Below are 26,477 nucleotides of genomic sequence, written 5' to 3' on the forward strand. Positions count from 1 at the left end.
TCGGATGAAAGAAAATTATGAGATTTTAGAAAAGATTATTCCGCTATTAATGATAAATTCACCGGACAAACTAAAGGAAGCAGAAGAATATCTTCTTATGAACTCCAATCTGCCTGGTCCAAGGGCAAACCTGACTTTAGCTTATGAATTTGCAGAGTTTTTTGATAGGGAGCAGATTAGTAATGAATTGATTGAATTATTATTTTGCTGGGCTAACATACCGGCTTTTGAATCACCGGTTAATAATCCCCGGGAATATCTGCCCTTTTGTGCGGTCATGGCTTTAAGTTCACACTATTTTTATGCAGATGAAAAGCAAAAAGGAAACATCATGAATCAGATAAAAGCAGCGATGAATGACAGCAGATGGAGAATTAGAGAAAGTGCTGCAATGGCCTTGCAGCTAATTGCAGAAAAGAATTTTGAACCGGTTAAAGAATATATCATGAAATGGTACCCAGGCTCCAATTATTTGGAAAAGCGGGCTTTTCTGGCAGCACTGGCTCATCCGCCTATCTTAAAGGACAAAGAAATAGTTCGGTTAAGCCTTAGTATGAGTGAGAATATCCTAAAAGAGTTATTAACAGTAAAGGAAGAAATCAGGAGAAGCGAAGAGGTTGGTGTTTTAATAAAAGGTCTTGAATATTGCCTAAGCGTTTTCGTAACCGAGCTGCCGGAGGAAGGCTTTGAACTTCTTAAGAAGTTTGCCGGGTCAGATAATAAAATTATGATAAAGATACTAAAATCCAATCTAGGCAAATCTCGTCTTATAAAAAAATACCCTGAATTAGTCAGGGAGGTTCAGGCAGTTATGAGTTAGTTCAGGAAGGCAAGGAGGTCATCAGTGAAGCAAAGTAAACGGCAGTTACAAAAAGAGTCAACAAGAAAGCTGATATTACAGGCAGCTTATAAGGTTTATGCCAATGAGGGCTTTGGTGCTACAACGACTAGTATTGCCAAAGAAGCTCAGATTGCCCATGGAAGTATCTTTGCACATTTTCCAACAGTAGAGGATTTAAAGAGGAATCTTTTAGAGCAATTTGGGACAGATATGAATCGGCAGCTCCATGAACTGTCAGAGAATGATAGCAGTCTTGAAGAATTTTTATATGCACATATTGAAATACTAACAAAACATCAGAAATTTTATCGAAGGCTGATTGGTGAAAGCAGCCAATTACCGGAACAGGTAAAATATATATATCTATCCATCCAGTCTACAGTCTCGTTTCATATGAGCAAAGTTTTAGAGGTTAGTATTAAGGAAGGAACACTGAAAAAGATACCCATTCATTTTATTTTTAATACCTGGCTGGGGCTTTTGCATTATTATTTACTAAATCAGGAATTATTCGCGCCGGAGGGTAAGGTCCTTAACCGATACAAAGAGGAGCTGGTGAGAAATTTTCTTGAATTACTGGCTGTCTGAGAAGTGAAAGTTTATGAGAGGAAGTGATACTTATGAAGATATGTATTTCCTGTGGCATGCCTATGACAAAGGCAGAAGATTATCCACTTAAGGATGAATCCAAGGACTATTGTATTTATTGTGCAAGGACTGACGGTTCCCTGCAGTCCTTTGAAGAAAAAAAAGAGGGGATGTCAGAGTTTCTTATGAGAACCCAAGGCATTGATCGTGCAGTAGCTCATAAGACGGCCGAAGAATTTATGAAAAAGCAGCCTGCCTGGGAGAATTATTTTGATACTGTCTGAGAATATGAGGAAAGAGTTGGGCTATCATGGAATACAGATACGGTAATAGGGATAACTACGAAGATTTTGCAAGCGGAAGGGTTTTGTATAACTGTAAAGGAATAACGAATTTCCCTGCAAGGCTGGCAGAGGAGATTTTCGGAAGATGTTTGGAATTCTCAGATAAGAAACGTGATATTTGTCTTTATGATTGCTGCTGCGGTGGCGGGTATCTGCTTACGGTTTTAGGATTTTTATACGGGAATACGATTACCCGTATTATCGGAAGCGATATCAGTAGGACCGCAGTTGATGCAGCACGGTCAAACCTTGACTTACTTCAAAGTGAAGGTATAAAGAAAAGGCTCAGCCAAATCAGAGAATTAAAAGAACAGTATGGGAAAGTATCCCATGAGGAAGCAGAAGAAAGTGCCATAAGGCTCTTAGAATTACGAGAAGACAATAATATAGTTACAGAAGTATTTGCGGCCAATGCCCTTAATGGTCTTACATTAACTGCCATTCCGGATATTATTATGACGGATGTACCCTATGGAGATTTAGTAAGCTGGGAGGGTGCGGACGTGGGAAGTGTTAATCTGTTGCTGGACAAGCTGTACGATCTATGCGGCAGTAATACAATTATTGGAATCTGTATGGATAAAGCTCAGAAGAACACCAATAAAAGCTTTAGACGACTGGAAAAGCAGCAGATTGGAAAGCGTAAATTTGAGATATTAATAAAGGAATAGGAGAAACTGTAGAGCGATAGGTTACACTGAGGGAAAGTAAGGGATGACAATATCGTATATTTCCTTAGAATGGAGAGAGCGCAGCATGCAGGGATATAATTGTATTATAGTGTATAATCAGGACAGGAGTAAACTACTATTCTGCAAAAGAAGGAAAGACCCCTACAAGGGACTTTATAATCTGGTGGGAGGTAAAATTGAACCCAAAGAAGAAGGGTTTCCTGCGGCCTACCGGGAATTGGAAGAAGAGACAGGAATCAGAAAGGATCAAATTACGTTATATCACATGATGGATTTTACCTATTATAATCAGGATTGTTATGTGGAGGTATATGCAGGCATACTCAGTTTTAATATTGAATTAAAAGAGGAGGCCAATCCCCTTATCTGGCTGGAAAATACGGAAGATTTTTTTGCCCTTAATAAATTTGCCGGGGAAGGAAATATCGGACATATGGTGGAGCAGGTTAAACAGTTTGGGCTTGGTAAGGCGTATGCCACATTTGTAGACGGTGAATAAAATTTTATTGCAAAAGAGCTGATACAATACCGATTATCCGGTATTATATCAGCTCTTTTGTAATAAACAGGAAAATAAAATCATATTATTTTTTAATAGCTATTATAATCAAGGCAGGCAGCAAATTGAATAAGAAGTTTTATGAATCAGAGAATGAAAGTTACTCAGATCCGAATTATTATAGTTTTAGGTATACGACGGAAACTTTTAAAGCTTTAGTAGATGCTGTCATTCCAAGAACTCCCGGACTGGCTGAGGAATATGGAAAAATACAGTATTTTGGAGCGTTAAATCTGCATACGTATGAATATCTTATTATCACTCTTAATTATTATTTTATTCCCATGTCAGAGCCTACCGCTGTTATGCTTGACATGGCAGCAGATCAGCTTATATTTATCGGAGAAAATACCAGGCTTTTGGATTTCTCACAGTTTCCCGGGGGAGGGACCTTTGCGGCCTTAGCACCGGTTGACCGGTTCCGGGCATTGACCTTATTAGATGAACTGAAAGTGAATCTATCGGATCTGCCAATGCCCTATACGGATAATCCGGGTTTTGTCACTACTTTTGCAGGGATTCTAACTAGATATACCATGATGGGTTATTATTCGGAGTGGTTTGGATATGGATCAACAAGACTTATGCCTCCTGATGACAGAAAACTTGAATTTTATCCTTTAAGCTGGAGTCAGGTGGGTTATCCCGGTCCTTCTTTAGGTTACCGCGTTTTAAGATATTCAGTACAATAAATAAAGTGTGTGCGCTAAAGCGTACAGATAGGAGTTAAGTTGAAAAAGAAAGACATTTTTCAACATCCTGATTCAATGTGCGCTAAAGCGCACGGATAGGAGTTAAGTTGAAAAAGAATGACATTTTTCAACATCCTGATTTTAATGTGCGCTAAGGCGCACAGATAGGAGTTTTATGATTAATGACGCTGATGTAATAGTTATCGGAGCCGGCGGAGGTGGTGCGGTTGCCGCTAGGGAGCTTGGTGAGTTAGGGATTAAAGTACTGGTACTGGAAGCAGGAGCCTGGTATGGGAATTCCAAATGGCCAAAACCGAATTCTTCTCCCGGAGGAACAGGAAGTTCAAACCCGGAGGATTTAAGTATTGATATATTAAAAGAATGTTTTACAGATTTAGAAGATGATATGAATGATTTTGCAACGGGTAAGTTTCGCTGGGGACCGGCCGATAGAAATAAAAGCACCTGGGTGAGGAACATTGTCAACGGAGGTTTTACCTGGCAGAACGCAGGGGTAGGCGGCAGCACCCTGCATTATTTCGCTAATTGCCCCCGTGCATTTCCACAGTCCGTAAACAATATCTGGCCAATCACTTATGAGGAGTTGATTCCTTATTATGAAAGAGTAGAACAAACATTGCCGGTAAGGCAGGCACCAGTAACGGCTAAAGAAGAACTGTTTTTTTATGGAGCCAGAAAAGCCGGGTACCAGGCTCTTAATACCCCTGATTTAACTGAACCCGGTTACCGTTCCCAGCCCAATGCCATATTGCGCCCAAACCCCCAGATCAATGATCCGGACTTTGATTTTAACACCAATAATTCAGTTGGCTGTACCTTAAGAGGGCATTGCGTGAATGGGTGTCATATCGGCCCTACTGTTGAAGGAGTAGCAAAACGGTCTACCTTTGCAAGTTACATACCAAGGGGTCTGCGCACCGGTAATGTTGAGGTCAGACCCAATACCTTTGTTATAAAGATTCTGACGGAGGAAGATACAGTAGAAGGACTTCGTACGGTAGGAGTAAGGTACCGTAATACCTGGACCGGTGAAATCGGTGAGTTAAGGTCAAAGGTTGTTGTAATGGCGGCAGGGGGAATTGAGACTCCCAGGCTGTGGCTGAATTCTGAATTGCCTGAAAATGAATGGGTGGGCAGAGGCTTGTTAAATCACTGGTTTGATAATGTATCCGCAATATTTGATGAGAAGGTTTTAATGGATACGCTGGGGGTAACAGCGATCCAACCCTTTGTCGGACAAAATGCGGCTGCCAGACTTGATTATCCGGGACTTGGTGTCGTTCAAATCTATGGAATGGGTCCTGGATTGTATTCTTCGTTAGTCTATGGTACCAGTGAACAAGGTTATCACTTCCTGAACAAAGCTAATGCAGAGGTTCCCTGGGACATAGAAGGCAGAGTAGTGGGGGAACAGCTGAAAGAATTTATGAGAGAGTACCCAAGAACACTAAGTGCCCTTATATTTACGGATGATGATGTGAATCAAAATAACAGGGTCTCATTGGATAAAGAGATAAAAGATGAGAATGGTTATATTCCGCTTATTTATTATCAGCCAAGTGAAAATGATAAAAGGAAGAGAGATCGTTTAGCCGTTATTGCATCAGAAATTTACAGGAATGCAGGGGCAAGAACGATAATACGATCCAACTGGCCGACAGGAATATTTATCCATATTACAAGTACTATGCGTATGGGATATGTGACCGATACCAATTGTGAGGCGTATCAGGTTAAACGTCTCTATATTGCAGACAACAGTGTACTTTATAATGGAATTGGCGGACCTAATCCTACCCTTACTACCCAGGCCCTTGCAACCCGTACTTCTGAAAAGATTGCTGAAAAGTATTTTCACCAAGGCTCTTAACTGGTCTTGACCTGGATGAATACTTCGGATGAACGGTTTATGAAAAAGTAACGCTCCATTAAGATAATTATACGATCTAAGGATTCGAAATTGATAAGGTCTCTGACATCCATAATAATTTAAGCAAGTGATAAAAGCTGATATAAAGCAGACAGTTAATTTTAATCAATTAACCGGCTGCTTTATATCAATTTTTTTATCAGTATACTACCAGTCCTTGTGTACCAAGCTCCGGTATTTCATCGCATTTTATTTTCTGTAAATAATGAAGATATCCATTAGCAGCAATCCGGAATACGGATATGGAGCCCTGATTCCCGTTTAATACATAAAAATAACGTCCGTCCCGGCTGACTCCACTGTCAATTGGAACTCCGAGGGCATCCTGTGTACTGTATAAGCTTTCTACTATCGTTAGGGAACCATACTGGTTAACCCGGTAGATTGAAATGGTACCATTTCCTGCATTAGAGGTATAAGCAAAAAATCCATTCGGTGTTGTTACAACCCAGCAGGTAGCTTGTTGACCGTTACCGGCAGAACCACTTATTACCTCCAGTTCACCATTACGGAAAAGGGTATAAGATGAAAGTGCGTTAGAGCCTGCTTCTGCAATGAGGAGAGCTCCCTGGGGGGTGAAGATTGAACCAAAGGGACCTTCCCCGTTTGAATGATTGATTACAGGTCCGGCTAAAGTACCGTCCTGATAAACTTCAAATACGCTCAATCGGTTGGTGGTTAGTTCGGATACAATAAGATGATGTTTGTTTGGACTGAATAGAACACGGGCCGGTTGTGCATTCTGGGTACTAAGGGAACGGGATGAGTCAGGAATAACTGACAGGAATCCTTCTGCATCTACATAAAAACCTGTGATGTTGGAATTGAAATTGTTTTCCGTATCACCTACATTGGAAACGTAAAGCAGATTATCGTATACATCTAAACTGTTTGGCTGTAAACCGCCGGAAGGTACCACACTAACGAAGGAAAGTCTGCCACTACCTGCAATCCGAAAGCTTGAGATGCTGTTACTTCCCGCATTTACATTAAAAAGAAAGCGTCTGTCACGGGATATTGCTATGGAGCCTTGTGAAGCAAGGGTATCAATTCCGTCATTAGGTGTTGCAGCGGAAACTTCTTTAGTACCGGTACCATTACCATAGGTATCGTATAGGTCTAATAAAGTAAGAGAGCCGTCAGTGTAACTTTTGAAGGCAGCAATCTGATTACCAGCCGAGGAATTCGTCATGATATAGACCATGCCATAGGGATTAACTGTTCTGTATCTGGGCATATTACATTACTCCGATTTCATTTATAATACTATGTTATGCCTGAATAGCCAAGATGTTAAAAGTATAGTTTTAATCCGTTGACAAGCCTATCTTGTACAAGTATACTTTTGTTAGGAACTATAAACTCTTTAACAATATGGATAAAGGAGAAAAGTTAAATATGGATAAGATCAAGTTTGATACGATAGATGAATATATTATGAATTTCACACCTGATATACAGGAAAAATTACAGCAATTAAGAAAGGTTATCCAGGAAGCAGCACCGGAAGCGGTGGAAAAGATCAGCTGGGGGATGCCAACCTTCTTCCTTAAGGGCAATCTGATACATTTTGCCGCTTTTAAAAATCATATAGGGATTTACCCTGGTGAAACGGGTGTAGAAACGTTTAAGGCAGAATTGACGGAATATAAAAACTCCAAAGGGGCAATACAATTTTCCAATGACAGACCCATTCCATTTGATTTAGTAACCAGAATAGTGACGTTTCGAGTGAATGAGAACCTGGAACATGCGAAAGATAAGCAAAGCAAAAAGAAATAATTCGATTGTTAAGTAAGATAGCTGCATTTAAAAGTTTGCTGATTTATCCCTCACAATGCAATTAATTGGTTACTTTAACACTGCATCTGACCTTAGTTCCATCTTCGCTGGCATAGACATAAGCAGTACCTTTTTCCAGTGCTGTTATTTTGCCCTTTGAGCTGATGGCTATAATATTGGGATTACTGGTAGACCAGACCGGTTCGTTACCGGAAGATACAGATGCGGTGATGGTTGCATCAGCACCTTTCTTTAAAGTAAGTTCTTTCAAGCTTAGGGTTATTTCTGGTTTTAACACGGTAACATTACAGGTTTTTATGACACCATCAACGGTAGCAGTAATAACGGCAATTCCGTTTTTTATCCCGGTTATAGTACCATTTTCATCTACCAGAGCAACACTTTTTTTATTGGTTTTCCAGGTTGGGGCTATCTTAGAAGAAACGAATGCGGTGATTTGAACGGAGTGCCCCCGGTATAATTTTACCGAAGAGTTACTTAATTTAACCGAAGGGGATTTAACCTTAAGATTGCAGGTCACGGAAGTATCGTCGGCTTTGGCAGTTATTACAGTATCACCAGGCTTTAAACCGGTTACAGTGCCCTTATCGTCAATGACGGCAATGCTTTTCTTACTGCTTTTCCAAACAATTTGAGAGCCATTCGAAGATTTTGCGGTGAGCTTAAGGGTTTCGCCGTGTTCGATGGAGGCACTGGTTAAGTTAATGGTTACCTTGGTCTTATTAACGGTAATACGGCAGGCTGCCTCGGCATTTTTTATCTTTGCAGTAATGACGGCAGTTCCTGCTTTTTTAGCAGTTACGACTCCATAGGTATTAACGGATGCAACCTTTGAATTACTGCTTTTCCAGGTCGGAAATTTACCATTGGAGGTAACTGCAAAAAGCAGGATTTCTTCTCCGATATTGGCAGTGGCACTATACTGAGACAGAATAATAAAAGAAAGATCAGCAATAGCAGATTTAGCCGAAACAGGCTGTATAGGTATGGATAGGCTTAATAAAGGGATACATAATAAGATTGTTATTACGAATTTTCTTATACGAGTCACAAGAATCCTCCATTCATGGAATGTGAGGAATAAATAAAACAGCAGACAGACTGCTGTCAGCAAACTTTCATTAAGTTTACCATATAAAGAAAAAAATGTAAACTAGTTAAAGTCTAGAATTATCCGATGAATTATCCGATCTAGTTCAGAATTAGAATTTTATTGTACAAAATCCCTTATATTGTATATAATAGTATAAAATAAATTTAATTATTGTTAAAGGCTATACTTATGGGGAATGACAATAACGGAATGGTTGAAGCAAGATATTATAAGGGTATACCTGAGCCCTTTTATCAGTACACTAAAGGTATTACAGGGGAAGGTTAGGGAGAATGGTATGAAGGATAAAATTGAACAATTACTGTTAGAAAACGGGGCATCGGCTGTAGGCTTTGCAAGGCTTGAAGGTTTATATGCCAGTATAGAGGATGGACCTCAAAGTGTGGATTCGGTAGAGGGCTCGATAGAAGTACCGGCATATCCCATCGGAATATCCATCCTACTTGCCTTTGAGAAGGATATCATAAAAAATATCAGCAATTATCCTACCATGGACTATTATGATGGGTATTACAGGCTTAATAACAAGTTAGATGAACTGGCGATTGAGTGTGCAGAATACATAAAGAAACAGGGATATAATGCATATCCACAGACGGTTACAAGCAGCAAAGAATATAGCAATTTCAGAACAGTAATGCCTCATAAGACTGTGGCAGTAAATGCCGGACTTGGGTGGATTGGTAAAAGTGCTTTATTTATAACAGAAAAATACGGTTCGGCAGTTCGTTTAACTTCGGTTCTTACAGATGCGCCTCTTGAATATAATTCATCAATCCTCCAGTCTAAATGCGGAAGCTGTATGCGCTGTAAAGATGCATGCCCTGGCAAGGCTATCTCCGGCAGGGGCTGGAGTCCAGAACTTGACAGAGATGAATATTTTAATGCAGCTGCCTGCAGAAAGAAGGCAAGAGAGATTGCTGCTAAATCCATTGATAAGGTTATAACGTTATGCGGTAAATGTATAGAAGTATGTCCTTATACCAGAAAATATACGAGAACATAATGAAATGAAACCTGAAAACAGAAGAAAATTAGTTATAATATCGATGTTCAATCCCATTGATATACAACAATACGGACAATGGTCTATTCAAAAGACATAAAGTCTCTTCCAATCAGGTAAAATCATAAGCAAGGTCTGCTTAATAATTCGAATTATGGACACCAAAAACCCGGTAAGATATCTTACCGGGTTCTTAGTGTTGTTTGTTTGTTGTTTAAGTATATTATTTATCAAAGATTAAAAGATAGTTAGCAAAATAATTAGTAATTCAGTTTTTCATTAAACTTCCATTCTGTAATTGGTTTCCCAATGTGTCGATTATTTCTTGCAAATTATAGATAAATGAATGTTTATAAATCAGGCTTTTTAATGAAAAACCAGTTTTAACAATAAATAAATGAATGATATAAATAGTATGAACAATAAAATAATATATATAGGAAAACTAATTTACATAAAATAAGTCTATATAAGAAATTAGTTTAATATTGGCATAATAGTTTCTTTAAAAAATTCCCTTGCCTTTTCCGGCTGTAAGTGGTGAGCTGTTCCATTTATAGAAACAGCTACACCATCACCCTGGCATTCTTTCATACAGAAATTGGCTTTAAAATCAATTTTATCATGAAGACCATTTTCTTCAATCATCTGCTGGAAGAGTTGTATAATATTATAAGAGCCTTTTAAGTGGCAGGAACTTCCGATACAGACACTAAGTTCAAGCATATTATTTCTCCTCCTTTGTATTTGCATGATAATGAACATGCAGGAGTTCATGAACACGGCCTTTTAAAAGACCATTGTACAAGGACATCATCAGAGGACTTTCTTCAGAGCGTTTAATCGTTGCAAGCTTATCTGCGGAATAGAGTCCTTTGCCTCGTTTTTCTTTATCCTCTCTGGAGGAAAAGGGCTGACCGGCACCGCTTACGCAGCCTCCCGGACAAGCCATGACCTCTACAAAGTCAAAATGTTCGCCGGCTTTTATTCTTTCAATTAAGTCTGTTGCATTTTTTAGTCCGCTTACAATAGCAATGCGGAGTTCTTTTTCTCCAAATACAACAGTAGTTTCTTTTACGCCTTCCATTCCACGGACACCTTGATAAGCAAGGGACTTAAGAGAAGTGGAAGATTTATCGGAAGAGAGCCTTCTTAATACAGCTTCTGTCACACCACCGGTTACACCAAAGATCATACCGGCTCCGGTCATGGTACCAAAAGGCATATCAACTGCTTCTGGTTCCAAATCGGCAAATATGACACCGGATTCTTTAATCATTTGGATTAGTTCCTGAGTAGTGATGACATAATCTACGTTGGGAATTCCTTCAGCTTTAAATTCGTCTCTGGAAGCTTCGTATTTTTTAGCGGTGCATGGCATAACGGCTACATGTATATGGTTTCTTTTTGAAGTCTTTCCCTGTTCTTTTACTACAGAAGCAAGCATCTGCATAGGAGAGCGGCAGGTGGATACATCAGTGATGAGTTCGGGGTAATTCTTTTCACAGTAGTTAACCCAGGCAGGGCAGCAGGAAGTGAAAAGCGGCATAGTGGTGTTTCCGGCTTCCAGACGCTTCATCAATTCGTTGGATTCTTCCAGTACAGTTAAGTCTGCACCGGTGGAAGTATCATAGACTTCATCAAAGCCCATGCGTCTTAATGCGGCAACGATTTTACCTATGGTATTCTCTCCGTTGGAATGACCTAATTCCTTGCCGATTGCGACACGTACGGCTGGAGCTATCTGTACGGTAACTTTTGTATTTGCTTCATCAAGAGCTTTCCAGACTTTATTTTTATCATTTTTTACGACAATTGCTCCGGTTGGACATACTGCGGCACATTGACCACAACCCACACAGGGTGAAGAGGCAATTGGCTTATCAAAAGCAGTACTTATGGTCATTTTGGAACCGCGGTGCGCAAAGTCGATGGCACCGACATTTTGTATTTCATTACACATGCGGACACAGTCACCGCAGAGGATACATTTGTTCTGATCCCTGGTAATACAGGAGGAAGAATCGTCAATTTTGGGTTCTGCCGCCGTATTAGGAAAGCGTACCCCTTCTATGTTAAAGGTTATAGCCAGATCCTGCAGCTTACAGTTTCCGTTGTTATTACAGGTAGTACAGTCTCTGCAATGATTGGCAAGGAGCAGTTCTAAAATCATTTTGCGGTATTTTCTAAGCCGTCCGGTGTTGGTACGTATCTCCATACCGGCTTTTGGAGGTGTGGAACAGGCAGCATCCAGTCCGCCCCATTGATTTTCCACCATACACATACGGCAGGCACCGTAAATGGACAGTTCGGAATGATAGCAGAAGGTTGGCAGCTTGATTCCGGCTTTGCGAATCAGCTCCAGGAGGTTTTTCTCTCCGTTTATTTCAACCGGCATCCCATCTATAAGCATATAATCGTTCGTTTTCATAAAATACCCATTACATACCGTTTATAATCCATAGCCCCAGGATTTGAGGCATGAGTATTACAAAGTGGCATCCTTTCTTTTCTAATATATTCTAGTCTTCCATAATAGCATGGAACGGACAGGTTGAAATACAGGCCTGACATTTAATACACTTAGTCTGGTCAATAACAAAGGGTTCTTTGATTTTACCGGAGATAGCGGATACCGGACAGGCTTTTGAACATTTGGAACAGCCTTTGCACAGGGCTTCATCAATGTGAATCTTCTTTAATTTCTGGCAGCTGCCTGCCGGACATCGTTTTTCATAGATATGGGCTTCGTATTCTTCTCTGAAGTTTTTAATGGTACTGATAACAGGAAGTGCAGCAGTTTTGCCAAGACCGCAAAGGGCAGTAGCAGAAATGGTATCGGCCAGTTCCAGTAACAGCTCGATATCGCCATCCTCGCCTTTTCCTTCAACAATGCGTTCTAAAATCTCTAACATCCGTTTAGTGCCTTCCCTACAGGGAACACATTTTCCGCAGGATTCATTCTGGGTGAAATTCATAAAGAAACGGGCTACTTCCACCATACAGGTATTGGAATCCATAACTACAAGTCCGCCGGAACCAATCATGGCACCTGCTTTTTTTAAAGAATCAAAATCCAGTGGAAGATCTAGTTGTTCTTTCGTAAGACATCCGCCGGAGGGACCGCCGATTTGGACTGCTTTAAATTCGCCGCCGTCTCTCATTCCACCCCCTACATCAAATATTACTTCACGGAGAGTAGTACCCATCGGTACTTCAATCAGTCCGGTGTTTTCTATATTTCCGGTTAAAGCAAAGGCTTTTGTTCCCGCACTTTTTTCTGGACCGATACCTTTATACCAGTCGGAACCATTATTGATAATCAGTGGGACATTAGCAAAGGTTTCTACGTTATTTAATACAGTAGGCATATCAAAAAGTCCGTGTTCTACGGTTCTTGGAGGTTTTACCCTTGGCATGCCTCGGTTTCCTTCAATGGAAGCGGTAAGGGCACTGCCTTCTCCACAGACAAATGCACCAGCACCGCGGTTTATATGAAGATGGAAACTAAAATCTGTTCCAAGAATGTGATCGCCTAACAGCCCCAATTCTTCAGCTTGTGCAATCGCGGTTCTTAAACGGCTGACTGCCATGGGATATTCGGCACGTACATAGATGTAACCTTCGCTGGCACCGCAGGCAAGACCTGCAATCATCATGCCTTCAAGCATACGGTGAGGATCACCTTCCATAATGCTGCGGTCCATAAATGCGCCTGGATCTCCTTCATCACCGTTACATACGATATATTTCTGTTCTGTTTTCTGACGTTTTACCTGGGACCATTTTCTTCCGGCAGGGAAACCGCCGCCCCCTCTGCCTCTTAGGTTTGATTCGGTGATTTCATTAATAATGTCATCTCCGTTCATATCGAAGAGAGCTTTCTCAAAAGCAGTATAGCCGCCGATACCAAGATATTCTTTTATGGAAGTGGCATCAATATGTCCGCAGTGGTCAAGCACCAGACGGGTCTGTTTTTTATAAAAAGGAATTTCTTCCTGCTTCTTATGTATAGTTCCACCTTTTTGATAAGCCAGGTGTTCAATGTGCTTGCCTTCTTTAATGGTTTTCTCGATTATTTCTTCACAGTCGGTAAGCTTAACTTTTGTGTAAAGATATCCTTGAGGCTCGATTCGGACTAAAGGACCCATTTCGCAAAAACCATGGCAGCCGCTTTTTTTCATACCTACGGCTTCCCCGTGAGGTTCTTCCTGCAATTCGATGGAACAGGGAATATTTTGTTCTTTTAAAATTTCTGTAAGGCGGTCATAGATTTCCAGAGAACCACTTGAGATACAGCCGGTACCCGCACAAACCAGGATTTTTTTTGTTTCCGCCTTAAGAGAGGTTTCATAGATGCTGCGTAAGTTTACTAATTCTTTTCTTTCTTTAAGCATTTAGTTTGCCTCCTTTAATTCATTAAGAAGTTCTGCCGCTTTATCCGGGGTCATGGCAGGATATACCTTATCATTTACAGTAAGTACCGGAGCAAGTCCGCAAGCGCCAAGACAGGAAACTGTCTCTACGGTAAAATATAAGTCATCTGTGGTAGCTTTTGCTTCTGATAATCCTAATTCCTTGCGGAGTCTTTCCAGTATTGGAATGGATTTCCTTACATGACAGGCAGTACCGTCACAAACTTTTATCACATATTTACCCTTTGGTTTAAGGGAAAAGTTCTCATAAAAAGTTGCAACACTATAGATTTTAGCCTGACTGATACCCAGTTTTTCTGAAAGATAAGGAAATACTTCCTTCGGTAGGTAGCGGTAATACTCCTGTATATTCTGCAAAATAGCAATAATCGCACTTTGCCGGTTTCCAAGTTCGCCAATGATTTCATCGACAACCTTGTAGTCAAATGTTTCGCTCATAGAATCCTCCTGAAAATGAACTTATTTTTGTATTTATTGATTGTATATAAATCAGTAATCTAATAAGTACTTATTATTGTAAAAGGTAAATGATTATTTAAACGGTAAATGATTATTTAAACGGATGAAAATCGTAGGTTATTCAGCTGGTTGAAAATCATAAGATATTCAACCGATTGGATAAATTCTTAGATAACTTAGCCAGTGAAAAGGCAATATCTTCGTTTTGCACCAGGATAGTATCTGGAACCTTTAAAGTAACCGTTGTAAAGTTCCATATGGCAAGAATTCCGCTTTTTACCATCTGATCGCAGATTTCCTGGGCATAAGGAGCTGGTACGGTTATAATTCCGATTCTTACTTTCATACGGCTGCATAATGTATTAAGTTTGTCGGAAGAGAGTACCTGTTTTCCGTTAATGGTAGTGTCAATAATCGTTTCATCCACATCAAAAGCTGCCACAATATCAAGTCCGTATTTGGAGAAACCGTCATAGGAGAGAAGTGCCCGCCCTAAACTTCCGGCACCTGCAAGTACCGCACTGTCTACATTGTCATATCCTAAGAACTTTTCTATATCATAAATCAGGTTCTTTGTCTGGTATCCAATTTTCGGACGTCCGCCGGAACTGATTAAAGCCAAATCTTTTCTTACCTGAACATCATTTAATCTCAAGGCCTCGGCTATGGTTGTAGCCGAAATAAAGGTGAATTTATCTGCCGGAAGAGAATTTAATAAATCGAGGTAAACAGGCAGACGCTTTAAGGTCTGCGCGGATATGGATTTATAAATCATGATTTACACCCATTACATATCCCAGGCGGTCTGGGATAATGCCACAAATAAGAATGTGTGAAAGATTCTCAGTGCGGCAACCTTTCTTATAATAAATTTCTTTTATAGTTTCCCTTTCCCCATAATGTACTGATCCATTGCAGCGGCGGCGGTTTTTCCGGCACCCATGGCAAGGATGACAGTTGCAGCACCGGTAACTGCATCGCCACCGGCATATACGCCTTCAAGAGAAGTTAATCCAGTAGTCTCTTCTGCGATAATTCCACCCCATCTCTGTGTTTCAAGACCTTTGGTGGAGGACTTAATGAGGGGATTTGGAGAAGTACCAATAGACATAATCACACAATCCGTTTCTTTGTCGAATTCACTGCCGTCAAGGGGTATTGGTTTGGCACGTCCTGATTCATCGGGGGTACTTAAGGTCATTTCCTGGCAGCGAAGTGCAGTAACCCAGCCGTTGGTATCACCTTTGATTTCAAGGGGATTGGTTAAGAATAAGAACTCAATGCCTTCTTCTTTGGCATGCTCTACTTCCTCAAGTCTTGCAGGAAGTTCTTTTTCTGTACGGCGATAGATTATAGTAACTTCGGCGCCTAATCGTTTGGCACATCTGGCAGCGTCCATGGCAACATTACCGCCGCCTACTACGGTAACTTTTTTACCCTTCTGGATAGGAGTGGTACTATCTGCATGGTTGGCTTTCATAAGATTTACACGGGTTAAGAATTCATTGGCAGAATAAACACCTTTTAAATTTTCACCAGGAATATTCATAAATCTTGGAAGACCGGCACCCGAGCCGATAAATACAGCTTCAAATCCATATTCTTCTTTTAATTCTTCTATAGACAGAGTTTTTCCAACAATAACATTGGTATCGATTTTAACCCCTAGTTCTTTTAAGGTATTAATTTCTTTCTGCACAATGGCCTTTGGCAGACGGAATTCAGGAATACCATATACCAGTACACCGCCGGCTAAATGAAGTGCTTCAAATACAGTTACGGCATAACCTTTCTTAGCTAAATCGCCGGCACAGGCAAGCCCGGAAGGACCAGAACCAATAACCGCAGCTTTATGACCGTTGGGGGTAGGCTTTACAGCTTTTTCCATACTGTTTGCATTATGGTAATCGGCTGCAAACCGCTCTAACCTGCCAATAGCAACCGGTTCACCCTTAATTCCTCTGACACATTTTTGTTCACACTGGGATTCCTGGGGACAGACTCTTCCGCATACCGCAGGAAGGGAACTGGACCTGGTAATTACTTCATAAGCCGCTTCAAAATTTCCCTCAGCCATTTCTTCTATAAAAGCTGGAATGTCGATCTGTACGGGACATCCTCCAATGCAGGGTTTATGTTTACAATTAAGGCAGCGCTTTGCTTCATCGATAGCCTGCTCTTTCGTATAACCTAAGGAAACCTCTAAAAAGTTCTTATTACGGATATCTGCTGCCTGTAAGGGCATCTCATTTTTAGTTAGGGACATATTCGGCATATATTATTTCACCTCCATCTGATAAAGATTGCATAAAGCTTCATGAGCTTCCCGTTCAAATGGTTTGTAAATCAGGGAGCGGGTAATCGCTTCGTCAAAGTCAATTTCATGACCATCAAAATCCGGTCCGTCAACACAGGCAAACTGTGTTTTACCGCCGACGCTTAAACGGCAGCCGCCGCACATGCCGGTGCCGTCAATCATAATCGGATTCATACTGGCAATGGTCTTAATATTGTAAGTTTTTGTTAAATTGCATACAAACTTCATCATAATAAGAGGACCGATGGTAATTACAGCATCATATTGATTTCCGTCCTCTATTAACTGCTTTAAGGCATCCGTTACTAGACCTTTTTCTCCATGACTTCCATCATCGGTCATTAAAACAAGTTTACTGCTGGCCTTTTTAAATTCTTCTTCTAAAATAACCAATTCCCGGTTACGGAACCCTACGATGGAATGTACTTCACATCCAAGCTCGTGGAGTTTCTTAGTGATTGGATAAGCAATGGCACATCCGACACCGCCGCCGACTACTGCTACTTTCTTTAAACCATCTGTTTCCGTAGCTTTTCCTAAAGGACCGGCGAAATCATGGATATAATCACCGGTTTGTAAGTGATTTAAGGCCTCCGTAGTTGCTCCAACAATCTGAAATATAATAGTTATGGTACCTTTTTCTCTGTTATAATCTGCAATAGTAAGTGGAATCCGCTCACCGTTCTCATCTACACGCAGGATAATAAATTGTCCCGGTTCCGCCTTTTTAGCAATCAAAGGTGCATCAATCTCCATAAGAGTAACGGTAGGATTCAATTGTTCCTTATTTACAATCTGATTCATAATAACTCCTGTCTGCTGCCAAGGGTCCCAGGTAAAAGGTCCGGCAGGTAACTTGTTTGGTATTCAAAATTCATTGTTATTATTTTAACAAACCAAAAATTCAGTGTGAAATATAAAGAAAGAATATCGATATACAAATATCGATATAAAGAAATGCAAATCAAAATAGCATATAAGGTAATATTAGGCAATATAAGTAAAATAAATATATTTATGAAACAAACCAATAAAAACAGCAGTACTAAAAACGAAAGGTAAAAATAAGCATCCTTGTGATTTAATGCTACATAAAAAATCACATACATAGTCAAAAAAGGAAAGAAAGAAGCCATTACACGATAAAGCATCGAAAAGAAGAAAACAATAAAAGTATAAACCTTAATATAAGAAATACAAAGAAATGCATTAAATATAAAATCAAGTCCCAAAGATTAAGCAATGATTCAGTAGACATATAAAAAACAAACGTCTGATATATGGAATTGCATATGAAAAAACCAGTATATCAATATTGCGATATCGATATACTGGTTAGGATATATAGCTGCTTCGTTTTATAGCATAGGTTTATATCAAAAGATATGAAACGATATATTTTAGAGATAAATTCAAAAGAGTACAATCAGCAGTACATCAGCAGACATTAAGTATTACCTCAGACCAATAATAAGAATATACAAAAAATAGTTCAAATTTACTTCTAAAACATATATCACAAAATTTGTACATCCTGCACTTGCCAATTCGCTCCGAGATTGGGACAGAAGGCAACGGTTAAAAACATGTCACCTAACAAAAGATATATATTATAGACATATACCACCCCAACCCCTTATCAAACCCATAAATTCATTAACTGCACATCTGCACCCAGCAAAACAGGAGAAACTTCGCAGTTCACAGCCTAAATAACAATCTGATAGAGCCGGGATAAAATCAGCTCGAAAACTGTACCTGGAAGTAGTGGTTTGGAGGTATCTCGTAAGCGCATTATTCTGAGCCTGCATAATTCATTTATGGATTTTGAATGTGGTTTAGAGGGAACAGGCACACTGTCTGACGAGTGAAACGAGGAGTTTGTGCCTGTTTCCTCTAGCTTTACCACATGAAAAAGCCATTAATGAATTCAGGCGAAGAATCTAAGCTTACGAGATACCTCCAAACCACTACTTCCATATCAAAACATTCCATGCTGATTTTATCCCGGCTCCATCAGGTAGCCATCCCCCTAAAACTGCGAAGTTTCGGCAACTGATAACTTTCGTCAATTAATAACCAAACAGAATTAGTAATATTCCCGATAAGCCACTTCATTTTTCGCCTCATAAATCTTGTCAATCAACTTTTTATCAAGAGATGTAAACTTATAGCCCTTTGGATAAATCAAAACATCCTTGTACTGATGATTTGGAACACTGCATTTTCTTTGTGTAAGATCATACCGCTCCAATAACTTTTTAGGAATAGGAGAAACCCACATAAATGTATTATGAATACGGGAAAGCAGATCAAATTGAATACTGCGTTCGTATACATAGATCCGTTTATCAAGCTGCGTAGCTTCCTTGGATTTTTTTGATTCACCGGAGGAGATGTACGGAATCGTAATATCACCGTGCATAATTTCCATAGAATCATTTAAATCGGAAAAGTGGACTTCTTTCACCGATGCAAGAGCATGATGCGTTGACATTAAGGCTAATAATTCATATTCCCATATAAGATCATTACAGAAATTCTTATCTGCCAGGTAATCCAAAAAATAATTCTCGTAAACAGATTGATATCTGATAATGCCGATATCAAATTTATCATAAATAATATTATTGATAGCCTCCATAGAATTGGTTTCTTTTATATTAATATTGATTTCTTTATTCTGGTCCAGTGCAGAAACAAAGTTTGTTATACCATCGGCAATATAAGTCCCATGTGGAATGGACATGTTGATGCACTGTCTATTTGTATCATCGGTAGTATTTAAAGCTTCCATTTTATCAATCTGAGCCAATACGTTTTTAGCATATATAAGGAACTCCGAACCTTTTTGGGTGGGAATAACTCCTTTTGAAGTCCTTTTAAATATGGAAATACCAAGACTGTCTTCTAATTCTTTGATTGCTTTGCTTAAGTTAGGCTGTGCCATATACAGGTTGTCAGCTGCCTGGGTTATGGAACCTAAACGTTCCACCTCAATGGCATATTTAAAATATAAGGTATTCAACTTTAGGTGCCTCCATTTAATTGTTTAAGTTTATTTTTTCCTGCAGGTGTTTTGAAAGGATTGCCAGGGAAGCCGACATATTTTCATTCTGTATTAAGATTTCATCCGGAGCAGTTAAATGTATGGGGGCAAAATTCCAGATTGCCTGGATTCCTCCGGCTACCAGCTGGTCACATACAGTCTGGGCCATATCCTGCGGGACAGCTATGATTCCAATATGAACGTTTAGTCTTCTGCACATGCCGCTTAGCTTATTAACGGATAAAACCTTTTTACCGTAGAGTTCAGCGCCGATAATCGTTTCATCTATATCAAAAGCAGCTACAATATGCATTCCGCTGCTGTCAAACCCCTTATAAGACAGCAGTGCCCTGCCAAGAGAACCCGCCCCTACAAGTACTGCATCCTTTACATTATGATACCCTAAAATATCTTCCATATTATAAATCAAATCCTGTATCATAAAACCTGCTTTCGGCTTTCCTTTCTGGGTACTTACGGCAGCCAGGTCTTTTCTTACCTGAATCTCACTCAGGGAAAGATCTGTGGCAATAGCAGGTGAAGCGATAACCATAGTACCTTCCTTCTGCAACTGCCTTAAGTACTGCAGATAATAGGGCATGCGTTCCAAAGCCTGGGTTGAAATTTTAATGGGCATAACTTTTTCTTCATTCACGGGCTATCTCCCCTTTCGTATATTTCAGTATCTGATTATCGATATTATAATGTTTAAATAGGTTGATGTCAATTGTTTCTGCGACTTTCGCCACTGGTAATCCAGGAAGAAATCAGCAGCAAAGGGAATCGCAGAATCCTGGTAGGTTTGCAGTTATTAAGGGTGTCGATTATCCTTTACATTTTCAAGAAAAATATGTTAGTATTATGTAGGATTCTCATGGGCTTTTTGCGGCTTTGGACAGCCAGGTCGCGAAGTTTGTAAGGATATATGATAAGAGAAAGGTGCCAGCGGCTGCCTAAGGCAGTATGTCACGTATGCGATGCTGGGAAGAGTGAAAGAAAAGTATGAAAGTATTAGCTGTTAACGGTGGTCCCAGAAAGAATTGGAATACGGCAACTTTATTAAAACAAGCCATGGAAGGCGCAGTTTCTGCCGGAGCGGAGGTTGAACTTATTAACCTTTATGACCTTGATTATAAAGGCTGTATCAGTTGTTTTGCCTGTAAGCGGATTGGCAGTAAAAGTTATGGAAACTGTGCGGTAAAGGATGACTTAAAACCATTGTTTGAGAAAATCCAGAATGCGGATGCCTTAATTCTGGGTTCTCCAATTTATCTGGGTATGGTTACCGGTGAGATGAGGTCCTTTCTGGAGCGTCTTATCTTTCAATACCTGGTTTACGATAAGAATTATTCCAACTTGAATCAGAATAAAATACCGGTGGGGCTGATTTATACCATGAATGTACCGGAAGCATATTTAGATAAAGTAGGTTATAAACAGATGTTTTCAACCACCATTGAGAATCCTTTAGCAAGGACTTTTGGTGAAACGGAAAGCTTATTTGTTACGGATACCTATCAGTTTGATGACTACACCAAATATGAATCTTCCGCTTTTAATGAGGAAGAAAAGGCAAAACGCCGGGAAGAGATTTTTCCAGAGGACTGTAAAAAAGCATACGATATGGGATACCGATTTGGAAAACGCTAAAATGGTTTCATTATAAAGCAGACATAAGTATAGAAGTAAAAAGTATAAAGTTAAAAAAATGATTTGAGAGTCAAAAGCCTAATTTAGGTTGTAAAATGAATAACCCGGTATATATATTCATTTTGTCTACCTTACCTTCCTGCGGCATGTCCTTTGTAGAGCCTCATAGATGCAAAAAGCATCGCACTGCTCAGCTTTTTGCTGAGTCTCTAGTCGGACATAAACAGCCTTGTCAGCCGGTCTACGACAAAATGAATATATATACCGGGTTATTCATTAATTAAGTTTTTTGAGGCTTTTGACTCTCAAATCATAAATTAAGTTATAATCGTTAGACCAAAGTAAAATAGAGATAGGATACAATGCTAAAAATTTGTGACATAAAAAGGAGAAGTGATTATGATACGTGCATCCGAAGATAATCAATATTATGAACTGACCAATCCAACCAGCCTGCCTAAGGCCACCGGTTTCTTATGGAATGAAAAGATGATGATACAGGTAAGCTGCCGTGGATATGCAACCGCCCAATTTATGCAGCCGGAACCTGCAAAATACTCCCATGGTCCTAATTTGGAGGCAAAAAGCTTTATGCAGCCGGAGCAGCCCTACTATTCCCACCATCCTGGACGTTTTGTTTATGTAAAGGATGAAGAAAACGGAACTATCTTTTCCGCACCTTATGAACCGGTGCGCAAACTACCGGATAACTATACCTTTTCCGTCGGCAAACATGATATTAAGTGGTCAGTGACCTGCAATGAAATAGTGATTGAAATGTGTCTTAGCCTGCCCAAAGAAGATGCCATGGAACTTTGGCAGATCAAGGTGAAGAATCTCTCCGGTAAGAATAGAAAAATAAGCATTTATCCTTATTATACAGTAGGGTATATGTCCTGGATGAATCAGTGCGGGGAATATCTGGAGGAATTACAGAGTATTGTATGTTCCTCTATATCACCTTATCAAAAATATCAGGATTATTACACCATCAAAAATTACAGTGATAAAACCTATCTATTAGCAGAACATAAACCTTATTCCTGGGAAGTCAGCCAGGAAGCCTTTGAGGGGGAAGGCGGAATCACAATGCCTTCGGCCGTTGCGGCGGAGGAATTGGAAAAAGGGGATTCCAGATATGAACTTCCGGTCTGTGTCCTGCAATATAAACTGGAGATGGAACCTGGTGAAGAAAAGGACTACCGATTTATTTTTGGACCCGCACATAATGAAGAAGAAATTGCTTTCATTCGAAATAAATATTTCAAAAGTAAGGATGCAGATGGCAGAGACGGTTTTACAAAAGCGTTGGAACAATATGCAGAATACATCGCCAAAGGTAAAGGCAGCATTATAATAAAGACACCGGATAAAGATCTGGATAATTTCGTTAATCACTGGCTTCCAAGACAGATGTATTACCACGGCATCACGAACCGCCTTACAACGGATCCTCAAACCAGGAATTATCTGCAGGATAATATGGGGATGAGTTACATCAATGCCGGGACCGCAAGAGCTGCATTTCTTCATGCCTTAAGTCAGCAGAATGAAAGCGGAGCCATGCCAGATGGTATTCTCCTGCACAAAGATGCAGAGTTAAAATACATCAATCAGGTACCCCATACGGATCACTGTGTATGGCTGCCCATCTGTATCGGCGCATATCTGGAGGAAACGGCGGATTATTCGATACTAGAAGAGTTAGTTCCATTTGCAGATCAGGAAGAGAAAGTACCCGTAAGAGAGCATATTGACCGTGCCATGTACTGGTTATTACGTGCAAGAGATGAGAGAGGACTTAATTATATTAATCAGGGTGACTGGTGTGACCCTATGAATATGGTGGGGTACAAAGGAAAAGGGGTATCCGGCTGGCTTACAATGGCCTCTGCCTATGCATTTTTAATCTGGGCAGAGATCTGTGAACAGGACGGACGCCCAGAAACCAGCAGGGAATTCTGCCAACTGGCACTTAAATCCAATGAAGGAATTAATCAATATTTGTGGGACGGAGAGTGGTATGCCAGAGGCATTACCGATGATAACGTAGTATTTGGTATCAGTACGGATAAGGAAGGCAGAATATTTATTAATCCTCAGGGATGGGCCATGTTATGCGGTGCGGCAGATGAAGATAAACAGAAGAAATTAATGAAAGCCGTAGAAGAGCAGCTGGAAACTCCTTATGGAGTGGAAAAACTGGCACCCTCTTATACCGCCATGCGTGAGGATGTAGGAAGGGTAACCCAGAAACATCCGGGTACGGCAGAGAATGGTGCTGTATATAATCATGCTTCTGCCTTTTATATCTACGCGCTTTACACAAAATCAGAAAATGACATTGCCTATCGGTTATTAAGAAAAATGCTTCCGGGACCGGGGGAAGAGGATTATATACGAAGAGGACAGTTACCGGTTTTCATCCCTAACTATTACAGAGGGGCTTACAGACAATTTCCCAGAACTGCGGGCCGTTCCAGCCATTTATTTAACACCGGGACCATATCCTGGTATTACCGCTGTTTTATTGACGGTTTGTTTGGAGTGAAAGGAACCAAGGAAGGAATACAAATTAATCCCAAGCTTCCGTCCCACTGGCAGGAGGCTTCTATTATCAGAACCATTCGAGGCGCCAAGCTTTATATTGATATTAAGAGGGAACAGGGAATTAAGAAGACAGAAGTGTATGTAGAGGGTAAATTGATAAAGGATGGTAAACTAACAGATTTAACATCTGGTACCGAATATCAGATAATCGTAAAATTGCCGGTTGTAAGATAGAAATCTATTGACAACAAGGAAATCATATGGTTTTAGAAAATACCATAATGGGTTATGTAATAAACGGGAATGACTTTAACAAGTGAGCAAAGGGAGTTATGAAATATGAGTATTATTAAAAGTGCTAGTATTAGTAAGGGTGATATGCAATCCGAGTGTGATATTCAATGGCAGAACAGCATGGGTTATTGCTTTAAAGGGACGAAAGATTTTGACGAACAGGATTTAAAGGAATTATTTTCATCCGTAGGATGGCTGTCAGCCAACTATCCTGACCGTCTTGTGAAAGCTATGAGAAATTCTGGAACCGTTATATCAGTCTGGGAAGGAGCTAAATTAATTGGTTTAATCAATGCTTTAGATGATGGGGAAATGACGGCTTATGTGCATTATTTACTGGTTCGCCCGGACTATCAGGGAATGGGAATTGGTAAAGAACTGGTTGAAGCTATAAAAGAAAAGTATAAAACATATCTCTATATCATATTGATTTCTGAGGAGAAAAAAAGCGTTGAATTCTATAAAAAATGTGGTCTGCAAGCAGCGATAAACGCAACTCCTATGGAAATTTTAAATACATAAATGGAACCTGATTTATTATAGGGTATAGGTATTTGAGAAACTCTAAATTTCATCTATTTGCCATACAAATTTTTAAGAGGGTGAACTCATAATAGGTTCAGCCCTCTATTGCCCGATTTTTTATTTTGGGAGCTTTTGTATATTTTGTTAAAATAATTGAATATTAAGAAGTAGTACAAAACCCCCGGTTATAGAATTCGGTGCCAGTAAAGGAGTAGAATTTTAGAAACCGGGGGTTGTTTTATAAGAAAGAAATAATATATACATAGTAAGTAAGCCGGAAGAAAAGTCAACTATTGCGGAGCATAATGTATCTTAAATGAAAGCAAAACAAGGTATAATTAGAGAAAGATAAAAATTAAATTAATCAAAAAGCATATGTAGAGAGATCAAAAAATATAAGGGAATAATACAAAAGAATAAAAGAAAATAATAAAAAATTTCAAAATGAATCACAAAGAATCACATGAAAATCTATAAAACTATAAATAGCCAGTCTAAAATAATTCATATTTTCAGGAGGGATATTATGCAAGCTTACTTATTTGTTCATTTTAAAGAAAAGAGAACACCGGACGGGGAGCAGGTTTATTTTGGTGTCAGTAAGGACGGTTTTCATTGGGAAGAAGTGAATGATGGAAATCCGGTTCTTTGGAGTTACTGTGGTGATAAAGGTGTCAGGGATTTTACTATCACCAGAACCCAAGAAGGTAAATTCATTATTTTGGCTACAGATTTAAGCTTAGCTTATGGTATGCCCAATCAATATAATAATTCCTGGGATGAAATATCCAGAAATGGAAGTAAGTGCCTGGTCCTTTGGGAATCCGATGATTTGATTCACTGGTCCAAACAGAGGATGTTAAAATTGGGAGATGATAATTTTGGATGTTTGTGGGCGCCAGATATCATATACGATAGGGATGAAAAAGACTATGTTGTCCACTGGTCTTCCTCTCACAGTTCTAACTTATACGGCGAAAAAGGAATCTATTATTCCAGGACAAAAGATTTTATTGATTTTACAGCTCCCCGGTTGTTGTATCAGAAGGAGGACAGCGGAGTCATTGATTCTGCCATCTATGAGGAAGCCGGTAAATATTATATGTTTTTAAAAAGTGAAAGAAGTCCAGAAGGAATTATTCTTATGGAAGCAGAGAGCATAACCGGTCCTTACCGGAGAATACAAAAATTTGATAAAAGTATGGAACAGCTTCAGGCAGGTCAATATGAAGCACCAACGGCAGTTAAATTAGAAAATGGCAGGTGGTGTTTGTTCCTGGATTTCTATGGGTGTTCGGCTGCAGAACAGGGCTATGTTCCATTTCTGGCAGAGAGTATCATGACGGGGGATTTCCTCCGAGGTGACAAATCCTTTCAGTTTCCGTATGGTTATAAGCATGGTACCATTCTAACAATAACCATGGAGGAATATGAAAGATTAAAATTATTTAAAAAGCTGCCGTCCGAACGTTAGTGTAATAATGACTTGAAGAAGCAGACCTAGTCGGGTCTGTATATCGAAGTGAAGAAAACAGATCCCCTGTCATGCAGGAAGTATATGTTACTGTTAACGGACCTTGATAGGTGACCTGTTTTCTTTCCTTGTA

General features: G+C 39.7%; 24 protein-coding genes. 13 read left to right on the forward strand and 11 right to left on the reverse strand.

Annotated features, from left to right (window positions below):
* The first annotated feature begins 4 nt into the window (after positions 1 to 4).
* The 7 genes from QA584_RS09260 (at position 5) to QA584_RS09290 (ending at position 5,607) form a co-directional block, all read left to right on the forward strand.
* A complete protein-coding gene (locus QA584_RS09260; RefSeq protein ID WP_278274233.1) occupies positions 5 to 820 on the forward strand; it encodes a hypothetical protein in 816 nt (271 codons plus the stop codon).
* Between the two features lie 24 nt (positions 821 to 844).
* A complete protein-coding gene (locus QA584_RS09265; RefSeq protein WP_278274234.1) occupies positions 845 to 1,429 on the forward strand; it encodes a TetR/AcrR family transcriptional regulator in 585 nt (194 codons plus the stop codon).
* Between the two features lie 32 nt (positions 1,430 to 1,461).
* Positions 1,462 to 1,713: a zinc ribbon domain-containing protein gene (locus QA584_RS09270; protein ID WP_278274235.1), complete on the forward strand. Its 252-nt coding sequence runs from the start codon at positions 1,462 to 1,464 to the stop codon at positions 1,711 to 1,713.
* Positions 1,714 to 1,739: 26 nt separating this feature from the next.
* Positions 1,740 to 2,444: a hypothetical protein gene (locus tag QA584_RS09275; protein ID WP_278274236.1), complete on the forward strand. Its 705-nt coding sequence runs from the start codon at positions 1,740 to 1,742 to the stop codon at positions 2,442 to 2,444.
* Between the two features lie 43 nt (positions 2,445 to 2,487).
* A complete protein-coding gene (locus QA584_RS09280; protein ID WP_278274237.1) occupies positions 2,488 to 2,964 on the forward strand; it encodes an NUDIX hydrolase in 477 nt (158 codons plus the stop codon).
* A 125-nt stretch (positions 2,965 to 3,089) separates the two neighbouring features.
* Positions 3,090 to 3,716 carry a hypothetical protein gene (locus QA584_RS09285; RefSeq protein ID WP_278274238.1) on the forward strand — a complete coding sequence of 209 codons (627 nt, stop codon included), beginning with the start codon at positions 3,090 to 3,092 and terminating at the stop codon, positions 3,714 to 3,716.
* A 175-nt stretch (positions 3,717 to 3,891) separates the two neighbouring features.
* Complete coding sequence (locus tag QA584_RS09290) at positions 3,892 to 5,607, forward strand: GMC family oxidoreductase N-terminal domain-containing protein (RefSeq protein ID WP_278274239.1); 1,716 nt, start codon at positions 3,892 to 3,894, stop codon at positions 5,605 to 5,607.
* A gap of 199 nt (positions 5,608 to 5,806) precedes the next feature.
* Here QA584_RS09290 and QA584_RS09295 read toward each other — a convergent pair whose 3' ends face one another.
* A complete protein-coding gene (locus QA584_RS09295) occupies positions 5,807 to 6,904 on the reverse strand; it encodes a lactonase family protein (RefSeq protein ID WP_278274240.1) in 1,098 nt (365 codons plus the stop codon).
* A 161-nt stretch (positions 6,905 to 7,065) separates the two neighbouring features.
* Here QA584_RS09295 and QA584_RS09300 point away from each other — a divergent pair, with 161 nt between their 5' ends.
* A complete protein-coding gene (locus tag QA584_RS09300; protein ID WP_278274241.1) occupies positions 7,066 to 7,449 on the forward strand; it encodes an iron chaperone in 384 nt (127 codons plus the stop codon).
* A gap of 61 nt (positions 7,450 to 7,510) precedes the next feature.
* Here QA584_RS09300 and QA584_RS09305 read toward each other — a convergent pair whose 3' ends face one another.
* The gene (locus QA584_RS09305) at positions 7,511 to 8,521 is read right to left on the reverse strand and encodes an Ig-like domain-containing protein (protein ID WP_278274242.1); all 1,011 of its coding nucleotides are present in this window, start codon (positions 8,519 to 8,521) and stop codon (positions 7,511 to 7,513) included.
* Between the two features lie 340 nt (positions 8,522 to 8,861).
* On the opposite strand from QA584_RS09305, the gene QA584_RS09310 reads away from it, so the two are divergent.
* A complete protein-coding gene (locus QA584_RS09310; protein ID WP_278274243.1) occupies positions 8,862 to 9,590 on the forward strand; it encodes a 4Fe-4S double cluster binding domain-containing protein in 729 nt (242 codons plus the stop codon).
* Positions 9,591 to 10,067: 477 nt separating this feature from the next.
* Here the strand turns inward: QA584_RS09310 and QA584_RS09315 are convergent, their stop codons facing one another.
* The 9 genes from QA584_RS09315 to QA584_RS09355 all read right to left on the reverse strand — a co-directional run bounded on the left by QA584_RS09315 (position 10,068) and on the right by QA584_RS09355 (position 20,506).
* Complete coding sequence (locus QA584_RS09315; protein WP_278274244.1) at positions 10,068 to 10,316, reverse strand: (2Fe-2S) ferredoxin domain-containing protein; 249 nt, start codon at positions 10,314 to 10,316, stop codon at positions 10,068 to 10,070.
* Position 10,317: 1 nt separating this feature from the next.
* Positions 10,318 to 12,021, reverse strand: coding sequence for a [FeFe] hydrogenase, group A (locus QA584_RS09320; RefSeq protein WP_278274245.1), 1,704 nt, complete (start codon positions 12,019 to 12,021; stop codon positions 10,318 to 10,320).
* A gap of 91 nt (positions 12,022 to 12,112) precedes the next feature.
* Positions 12,113 to 13,987, reverse strand: a complete 1,875-nt coding sequence (locus QA584_RS09325; protein ID WP_278274246.1) for an NADH-quinone oxidoreductase subunit NuoF — start codon at positions 13,985 to 13,987, stop codon at positions 12,113 to 12,115.
* Positions 13,988 to 14,464: an NADH-quinone oxidoreductase subunit NuoE family protein gene (locus QA584_RS09330; protein ID WP_278274247.1), complete on the reverse strand. Its 477-nt coding sequence runs from the start codon at positions 14,462 to 14,464 to the stop codon at positions 13,988 to 13,990.
* Positions 14,465 to 14,621: 157 nt separating this feature from the next.
* Positions 14,622 to 15,260, reverse strand: a complete 639-nt coding sequence (locus QA584_RS09335) for a redox-sensing transcriptional repressor Rex (protein WP_278274248.1) — start codon at positions 15,258 to 15,260, stop codon at positions 14,622 to 14,624.
* A 102-nt stretch (positions 15,261 to 15,362) separates the two neighbouring features.
* A complete protein-coding gene (gene gltA / locus QA584_RS09340) occupies positions 15,363 to 16,760 on the reverse strand; it encodes an NADPH-dependent glutamate synthase (RefSeq protein ID WP_278274249.1) in 1,398 nt (465 codons plus the stop codon).
* A 3-nt stretch (positions 16,761 to 16,763) separates the two neighbouring features.
* Entirely contained in the window at positions 16,764 to 17,606 is an 843-nt protein-coding gene (locus QA584_RS09345; protein ID WP_278274250.1) for a sulfide/dihydroorotate dehydrogenase-like FAD/NAD-binding protein, read from the reverse strand.
* 1,285 nt (positions 17,607 to 18,891) lie between these two features.
* Entirely contained in the window at positions 18,892 to 19,830 is a 939-nt protein-coding gene (locus QA584_RS09350; protein WP_278274251.1) for a LysR family transcriptional regulator, read from the reverse strand.
* A 16-nt stretch (positions 19,831 to 19,846) separates the two neighbouring features.
* A complete protein-coding gene (locus QA584_RS09355) occupies positions 19,847 to 20,506 on the reverse strand; it encodes a redox-sensing transcriptional repressor Rex (protein WP_278274252.1) in 660 nt (219 codons plus the stop codon).
* A gap of 347 nt (positions 20,507 to 20,853) precedes the next feature.
* Between QA584_RS09355 and QA584_RS09360 the strand changes: the two genes are divergently transcribed.
* From QA584_RS09360 to QA584_RS09375, 4 genes are all read left to right on the forward strand, one after another.
* Positions 20,854 to 21,501: a flavodoxin family protein gene (locus QA584_RS09360; RefSeq protein ID WP_278274253.1), complete on the forward strand. Its 648-nt coding sequence runs from the start codon at positions 20,854 to 20,856 to the stop codon at positions 21,499 to 21,501.
* Positions 21,502 to 21,900: 399 nt separating this feature from the next.
* Positions 21,901 to 24,285: a GH36-type glycosyl hydrolase domain-containing protein gene (locus tag QA584_RS09365; protein WP_278274254.1), complete on the forward strand. Its 2,385-nt coding sequence runs from the start codon at positions 21,901 to 21,903 to the stop codon at positions 24,283 to 24,285.
* Positions 24,286 to 24,390: 105 nt separating this feature from the next.
* Complete coding sequence (locus tag QA584_RS09370; protein WP_278274255.1) at positions 24,391 to 24,867, forward strand: GNAT family N-acetyltransferase; 477 nt, start codon at positions 24,391 to 24,393, stop codon at positions 24,865 to 24,867.
* 529 nt (positions 24,868 to 25,396) lie between these two features.
* Positions 25,397 to 26,344, forward strand: coding sequence for a glycoside hydrolase family 43 protein (locus QA584_RS09375; protein ID WP_278274256.1), 948 nt, complete (start codon positions 25,397 to 25,399; stop codon positions 26,342 to 26,344).
* The last annotated feature ends 133 nt before the right edge of the window (positions 26,345 to 26,477 follow it).

It is taken from the genome of Anaerocolumna sp. AGMB13025 (assembly GCF_029689925.1).
Classification (GTDB): domain Bacteria; phylum Bacillota; class Clostridia; order Lachnospirales; family Lachnospiraceae; genus Anaerocolumna.

Excerpts from the sequence above, each read along its gene's own strand:
- QA584_RS09310 (WP_278274243.1), top strand. The coding sequence starts at position 8,862 with ATGAAGGATAAAATTGAACAATTACTGTTAGAAAACGGGGCATCGGCT.
- gltA (WP_278274249.1), bottom strand. The coding sequence starts at position 16,760 with ATGCCGAATATGTCCCTAACTAAAAATGAGATGCCCTTACAGGCAGCA.
- QA584_RS09270 (WP_278274235.1), top strand. The coding sequence starts at position 1,462 with ATGAAGATATGTATTTCCTGTGGCATGCCTATGACAAAGGCAGAAGAT.
- QA584_RS09300 (WP_278274241.1), top strand. The coding sequence starts at position 7,066 with ATGGATAAGATCAAGTTTGATACGATAGATGAATATATTATGAATTTC.
- QA584_RS09370 (WP_278274255.1), top strand. The coding sequence starts at position 24,391 with ATGAGTATTATTAAAAGTGCTAGTATTAGTAAGGGTGATATGCAATCC.
- QA584_RS09295 (WP_278274240.1), bottom strand. The coding sequence starts at position 6,904 with ATGCCCAGATACAGAACAGTTAATCCCTATGGCATGGTCTATATCATG.
- QA584_RS09320 (WP_278274245.1), bottom strand. The coding sequence starts at position 12,021 with ATGAAAACGAACGATTATATGCTTATAGATGGGATGCCGGTTGAAATA.
- QA584_RS09290 (WP_278274239.1), top strand. The coding sequence starts at position 3,892 with ATGATTAATGACGCTGATGTAATAGTTATCGGAGCCGGCGGAGGTGGT.
- QA584_RS09375 (WP_278274256.1), top strand. The coding sequence starts at position 25,397 with ATGCAAGCTTACTTATTTGTTCATTTTAAAGAAAAGAGAACACCGGAC.
- QA584_RS09275 (WP_278274236.1), top strand. The coding sequence starts at position 1,740 with ATGGAATACAGATACGGTAATAGGGATAACTACGAAGATTTTGCAAGC.
- QA584_RS09280 (WP_278274237.1), top strand. The coding sequence starts at position 2,488 with ATGACAATATCGTATATTTCCTTAGAATGGAGAGAGCGCAGCATGCAG.
- QA584_RS09365 (WP_278274254.1), top strand. The coding sequence starts at position 21,901 with ATGATACGTGCATCCGAAGATAATCAATATTATGAACTGACCAATCCA.
- QA584_RS09360 (WP_278274253.1), top strand. The coding sequence starts at position 20,854 with ATGAAAGTATTAGCTGTTAACGGTGGTCCCAGAAAGAATTGGAATACG.
- QA584_RS09335 (WP_278274248.1), bottom strand. The coding sequence starts at position 15,260 with ATGATTTATAAATCCATATCCGCGCAGACCTTAAAGCGTCTGCCTGTT.
- QA584_RS09260 (WP_278274233.1), top strand. The coding sequence starts at position 5 with ATGAAAGAAAATTATGAGATTTTAGAAAAGATTATTCCGCTATTAATG.
- QA584_RS09345 (WP_278274250.1), bottom strand. The coding sequence starts at position 17,606 with ATGAATCAGATTGTAAATAAGGAACAATTGAATCCTACCGTTACTCTT.
- QA584_RS09330 (WP_278274247.1), bottom strand. The coding sequence starts at position 14,464 with ATGAGCGAAACATTTGACTACAAGGTTGTCGATGAAATCATTGGCGAA.
- QA584_RS09325 (WP_278274246.1), bottom strand. The coding sequence starts at position 13,987 with ATGCTTAAAGAAAGAAAAGAATTAGTAAACTTACGCAGCATCTATGAA.
- QA584_RS09315 (WP_278274244.1), bottom strand. The coding sequence starts at position 10,316 with ATGCTTGAACTTAGTGTCTGTATCGGAAGTTCCTGCCACTTAAAAGGC.